This window comes from uncultured Meiothermus sp., from assembly GCF_937863175.1.
Taxonomy (GTDB): domain Bacteria; phylum Deinococcota; class Deinococci; order Deinococcales; family Thermaceae; genus Meiothermus.
In genome coordinates this window covers 1-6,052 of record NZ_CALMCQ010000216.1, presented here as the reverse complement: position 1 = coordinate 6,052, position 6,052 = coordinate 1, and the positions used below count along the sequence as shown (strand labels likewise).

4 protein-coding genes are annotated in these 6,052 nt (G+C 61.5%); 1 reads left to right on the top strand and 3 read right to left on the bottom strand.

The features are described from left to right. Positions 1-79: 79 nt before the first annotated feature. The 3 genes from Q0288_RS08365 to Q0288_RS08355 form a co-directional block, all read right to left on the bottom strand. Positions 80-1,504 (bottom strand): hypothetical protein, encoded by a 1,425-nt coding sequence (locus Q0288_RS08365; RefSeq protein ID WP_299429438.1) that lies wholly within the window; start codon positions 1,502-1,504, stop codon positions 80-82. 65 nt (positions 1,505-1,569) lie between these two features. Further along, positions 1,570-2,445, bottom strand: a complete 876-nt coding sequence (locus Q0288_RS08360; RefSeq protein ID WP_299429437.1) for a hypothetical protein — start codon at positions 2,443-2,445, stop codon at positions 1,570-1,572. Positions 2,446-2,616: 171 nt separating this feature from the next. Then, complete coding sequence (locus Q0288_RS08355; protein ID WP_299429436.1) at positions 2,617-4,587, bottom strand: elongation factor G; 1,971 nt, start codon at positions 4,585-4,587, stop codon at positions 2,617-2,619. Positions 4,588-4,877: 290 nt separating this feature from the next. On the opposite strand from Q0288_RS08355, the gene Q0288_RS08350 reads away from it, so the two are divergent. Continuing rightward, positions 4,878-6,052 (top strand): AAA family ATPase (locus Q0288_RS08350; RefSeq protein WP_299429435.1); only part of this gene is annotated, 1,175 nt, incomplete at its 3' end.

Sequence of the window (6,052 nt, the reverse complement as noted above, 5' to 3'; positions counted from 1 at the left end):
GCCCTGACTCATAGGTATTTCGTGTCCCTGGCGGTCGGTTTTTCTTCCCAAGCCCAGGTCTCAGCGCTGTGGGCGCTTTTTACCAGCGTACCTCGTAGAAACCCCGGCTAATCAGGCTGTTGCCCTCCACCACGGCGTAGGAAAGCCCTGACCCAAAACGCCTGGCCAGCCGATCGGTGAAGTCGCTGAGGGCTCGGGCAAGCTCGCGGGAGGTCTGCTGGTCGAGGTCGCTGCCGATGGTCTGGGGTAGGGTGGTGCCGATCTGCCTAAGCTGCTCTTGCAAAGCCGAGCCCTGATTGCTAAAGGTGTAGCCAACCGCATGGGCAGGAACCCGGACGCGGAAGCGCTGGAAGTTGCGATCCTGGCCCCAGGGGGGGTTGTTGAGGGCCTCGAGGGCAGTCCGGCTGGTTGCCAGCACCAGGCGGGTGGGCTCGAGCTTGTAGAAGAGGGTTCCGGCCAGACCCACTTCCACTGCTTTGAAGCCGCCTTCGTTTCCAAGAACCCTGAAACCACCCTGTCCATCCGGGGTCGCAAAGGCTGCCAGACTCTGCAACAGCGCCAGCAGATTGGCTTCAGCGGTGGCAGGGTCGCGCACCTCCCAGTAGAACAGGCTGTGGCCCAGGATGGCCTCACTGCGCCCATCTGGGGCGGGCGGCGGCCCCTTAACCGTCACGGCGGCAAAGCGCGAGCCAAAGGCCCGCAGATCGAGGTTGAGCTGCAGATCGAACTCGCGCAACAGACCGGGCAAGTAGGCTCCTACCCGCCCTAGATCCAGCACGCCCACCGAAACTGCGAGGCCCTGTGGGAGGTCTGCGGCGTTGTAGGGACGTTCCTTGGGCAGCAGTAGACTGGCCAGCGCCGGGTCGGGGGCTGGGTTCACGTCCAGTCGGGCCTCCTCGGTGTAGCCTCCAGCCGTGAGCTGGATGGCATAGCTGAAGCGACGGAGGGTGCGGACTGCACCACTGGCCCGGGCCGGCAGGTTCAGGCTCTGCAACAGGTCTTGCGGCGGCGTACCCCAGAGCACGATGTCTCCTCGCACCGGCGCCTGCAAGCCCCGGCGGTTCTGCAAAAACAAGCGGGCATACTTGGGGGTGGCAATAAACGCCAGCTCGCGGCTAAAACCAGTCATGGTCTCCTGGTCGCTTCCCACCAACCAGCCGCCCTGTGGGCGCAGCCCCCTGGTATCCCGGCGCAGAGCCCGCATGGCGGTAGCGCTGGGGCGGGTCACCACAAAAAATCCATCGCTATAGAGAGCCACCGCCACGCCGCCCGCAGCGATGCCCAACAGGTCGGCATCGTTGCCGGCCTGCTTACGCAGTTCGCGGCCCAAGAAGGCCTCCATGCCGCTCTGCTTCCAGTCGGTAGCCAGCCCGCTCAGGTAGCGGCTGCCCCTAAGGTCGTTCATGTAGAAACCTGCCACAGCCCCCTGGGGGGCCAGGGCTAGCAGACTCTGGGCCAGGGCCGGGCCGAGCAAAAACACCACCAAAATCATCAGGCGAGCCATACACATATGGTACTCGCCTGAGTCAGAAGATGTGCAGGATTTGGGCTTGTATGGTTGGGCCAGGGCTACAGCGCTTCGCCGTTATAGGTGACGGTTACGTTGTTGCAGGCGTTGTAGACCACCAGGAGCTTATTTCCACGGGTGTCTTCCAGGCTCCAGCTTCCGCCGACGAAGGTTTCTTTGCAGGTGTTGCTGAACTTGAGGGCTGTGGCTTTGCCGCTCAGACGGTAGAGCCTGGTAGCGGTGCGGAAATCCAGCGAACCATCATAGTTGAGGGTGCCAGCCGTGAACGGCGTCTGGGCATTGTCGGGGACGTAGGTGGCGGTGTAGGCGTAGGTAGTGCCAAAACGCCCGTCACTGCCATAGATTTCAAAGTTGAAGTTGTAACGGACGGCATAATCTGGGTTGCTCCAGGTTACGTCCACATCCAGATCGAGCTTGATGCCCGACTCATTGAACTTACCGGTATTGAAGGTGAGTTCATACTGGTCGGTGTTTACGGTGTAGCCGCTTCTGGGGTCGTTGTCGTTTTTATCCTTGATTACAATGCCCCCTTTGAGCCGCGTATCGCCCACCGTGCAATCCACCGCGTAGCTGGCCTGAAGGGGGATCTTGTCGTTGTCCAGGTCTTGCTGCTGGGCCCTGGGAGGCGTTTCGCTGGCGGTGCAGTTAATGGCCTGAGGGTCCAGCCCAGAAGCCAGAATCAGATTCGCTACCGGAGTAGGCAGGTTGAGGCCCCCAACGCTGCTGGTGGTGACCACCCCCGAAGGGTGGGCAATGGCTGCGACCAGGTATTTGTTGCTTTGAAGCAGGGAGTCTCTGAGCTTCTGCGCATCGGCTCTGGAAAGCGGCTCGGTGGTGGGCTGAAGACCACCGCAGGCCGCAAGAAGACCTGCCAGCCCTATGACGAGTACGCTTCGCAATTGATGCAAATGAACCATGGGTTCCTCCATAGGACAAAGCCCTTAAGGATCATAGAAGAATCTTGGGAACGATTCAATCCACAGGCAAGGAGTCTAAAAGGTGTGTTAATGCGGGTCGAGGGTTTCGTGAGAGCAAATTCCAAACCCCCCATGGATGACCATGAGGGGTCAGCGATCCGACCCTGCAGCCTAGGCTTCGGCCTTTTGCCGTCCGGCAATTACTTTCTGGGCCAGGTTGGGGGGCACTTCGGCGTAGTGCGAGAATTCCAGGCTGTAGGCTCCCGTTCCCTGGGTTAGTCCCGAAAGAGTGCGGCTGTATTCCAGAATCTCGGCGAGTGGGGCCTCGGCATTCACCACGGCCAGCGCTCCCTCCTGATCCATGCCCAGGATGCGGCCCCGGCGCGACTGCATGTCTGAGAGAATATCCCCCACCCGCTCCTGGGGCACGAAAACCCGGAGCTTGTAGACCGGCTCGAGCAGGGTCGGGCTGGCCTGGGCCACTACATTTCTAAATGCCAGTTGAGCCGCTAGCTGGAAAGCCATGTCGGAGCTGTCCACATCGTGGTAGGAGCCGTGGTAAACAGCAGCCCGGTAACCGATTACCGGATAGCCGGCCAGAGGCCCAGACCGGGCGGCTTCTTTGATACCGGTTTCCACCGACTCGGTGTATTTGGTGGGAATTACGCCTCCGGTAATCTCCCAGTCAAACTTGTAATCCTCATGGGGTTCCAGGCGCAACCAGACATCGCCGTACTGGCCGTGCCCACCCGACTGCTTTTTGTGCTTCCCCTGACCCTCGGCCTTGCGGCGGATGGTCTCACGGTAGGGGATTTTGGGGGGGCGGCTAGCGATCTTCACCCCATAGTCGGCCAGCCGTTCCCTGGCGGTTTCCAGGTGTAAGTCTCCCATACCCCACAAGATTTGCTCGGAGGTCTCGGGGTTGCGTTCAAACTTCAGGCTGGGGTCTTCTTCCAGCAACTTTCGTAAGGCATCGCCCAGCTTGGTCTCGTCGCTGCGAGACTCGGGCGCAATGGCAATCATCACGTTGGGGTCAGGCAGGCGGGCCGAGGGGAACTCGAGCTTCTGTCCCTGCCAAAGTTCCATCCCTTTGTGTAGATGGTCGGCTTTAGGCAGGGCCAGAATAGTGCCGGCCTCGGCTTCTTCCAGTTCCACCAGGTCCTTCCCCCTGGCCGTATAGAGGTGGGCCAGGCGCACCGAGCCGTTGTCCGACTGCAGGGTGTCGCCCACCTTAACCTTGCCCCGGTACAGCCGGGCAAACGCCACCTGTCCCATAAAGGGGTCTACCTGCACCTTGAACACTTTGGCGGCTGCACTGCCTTCGCCCCAGCGCTCCCTGGGGGAGGGCAGGGCCTCCAGAACCAGATCCAGCAGCATATCCAGGCCAATCAAGGCCCCCGAGGAGCCAATCGCTACCGGGTAGATCTGGCCTTTACGTACCGCCTCGTGGAAGGCCCTCGAGAGGGCCACATCTTCCACCTCGCCGCCCTCGAGGTATTTCTCCAACAGGGCTTCGTCGGTCTCGATGATGGCTTCGCGGGCTTCGTTACGGTATTTCTCGACGGTTGCTCTCTGGTCTTCGGGGATGCTGGCCACCACCGGGCGGCCCTTCACGTAGCGGAAGGCTCTATCGTGCAGCACATCAATCAGCCCTACCCACTGCCCATTATCGTAGAGCGGCAGGTGGGCCGGGATGATGTGTCCGAGGGTGGAGCGCAGATCCTCGAGCAGAGCAAAAAAGTCGCCGCCCTTTTCCAGCTTGGTGACGACCACCATGCGCGGTAGCTCCAACCGCTCGGCGACGGTCCAGGCCCGTTCAGTTCCGATCTGTACGCCAGTCTCGGCGGGCACCACCACCACCGCCGCATCGGCGGCTTCCATTGCGCCACGAATCTCTCCCACAAAATCGGCATAGCCCGGTGCATCGAGCAGGTAGATCCGATGCCCCTGGTAGGTCAGGGGCAACACCGCTGTACGAACCGAGACCCGGTGGGCCTTCTCCTCCGGGGTATAGTCCGAGGTGGTGTTGCCCTCTTCCACCTTGCCCATGCGATCCTTGCCCCCGGTGAAGTAGAGGAGCGCTTCGCCGAGGGTGGTTTTTCCACTTCCGCTGTGCCCAACCAGGGCGACAGTGCGAATCATGTGAACCTCCTTAGTGGCCACAGTATAAGGGTTGGTGGGAGACAAAAATACTCTATACCGGCCTGGAGCCGGGTCGGGTCTCGCGCCGGCATCCGATGTACCCGGTACTCGAGCCTCGAGTACGGAACTTCGATAGACCTGTGACCCGCGGCGGTCAGGATGCTTTCAACGAGCCGGTAGGGTAGACCCGGCGACAAAGACCACAACGGGGGAGGCGTCGGCTAGATTTTTTATGGGCCCCACCACCATTCTGTTATCAACAAAACCAGTATGATACCCTACATTTGGGTATGCTGGAACGCCTCGAGGTGCAAAACTTGGCGGTTTTGGAACGGGTTGCGCTCGAGTTTGGCCCCGGCCTGACGGTGCTGACCGGCGAAACCGGCGCGGGCAAGAGTGTGCTGGTGGATGCGCTATCGCTGTTGCTGGGAGAAAAGGCCGAGGGTCTGATGCGCACCGGGGCCGATACGCTGCTGGTAACCGCTTTTTTTACCGGGAAGAGCCTTTCGCGCAAGGTTTCCCTGGGGCGCAGCACACCGCGCATTGAGGGTGAGGTGGTAAGCCTCAAGGAGCTGAGCGAGGAGGCCGCGCAACACCTGACCATCCATGCCCAGCACGCAGCCCTGGCCCTCTTCAGCCGCAAGGCCCAGCGCAGACTGCTCGATTCGCAGGTAGAGCCGCGACGGATCGAGCAGTACCACCGTGCCTATTCGCAGTTTCAGGCCATCCAGAGCGAGACCGAACGCCTCGAGGCAGCGGCCCGCGAGCGGGAGCGCAAGCGGGATATTTTGCGGTTTCAAACCAGTGAAATTGACCAGGCCAGACTGGTGCCGGGGGAGGACGAGCGGCTTTTGCAGGAAGCGGAGCGCCTGCGCCACTTAGAGACCCTGCGCGAGCGGGTTTCAGCGGCCATTGCTGCGCTCAGCGGGGATGGCGATGCGCTGGGCCTGGTGACCCTGGCCTCGAGAGAGGTGAAGGCTGCCGGGCGTTTTGATGCAGAACTGGAGCACCTGGGCCGGGATCTCGAGACTGCCCTGGATGGCCTGCGGGCGGTGAGCCGCGAACTAGAGGACTACCTGGAGAGCCTCGAGGCTGACCCTGGCCGCCTGGATGAGGTGGAGGCCCGTCTGGCCCTGATTGATAAACTCGAGCGCAAGTACGGTTCGGGCATTCCGGCCATCCTGGAGTTTGCCGAGGCCTCGCGGCGCGAGCTGGCTGTACTCGAGGGCGCCGAAGATCGTCTGGTCGAACTTTACACTCAAAAAGAAACGGCCTGGAACGCGCTGCTGGCTGCAGCCGGGCAGCTTTCCGAGGCCCGTGTCCAGGCCGCTGACTGGATTTCGAGCAGGACGAGCGAGGAGATTCGCGCCCTGGGAATGCCAGCCGCCCGTTTTAAAGTAGGGCTGGTGCCTCTGGAAAAACCCGGCCCCGAGGGACTGGAAGAGGTGCAGTTGCTGTTTTCGGC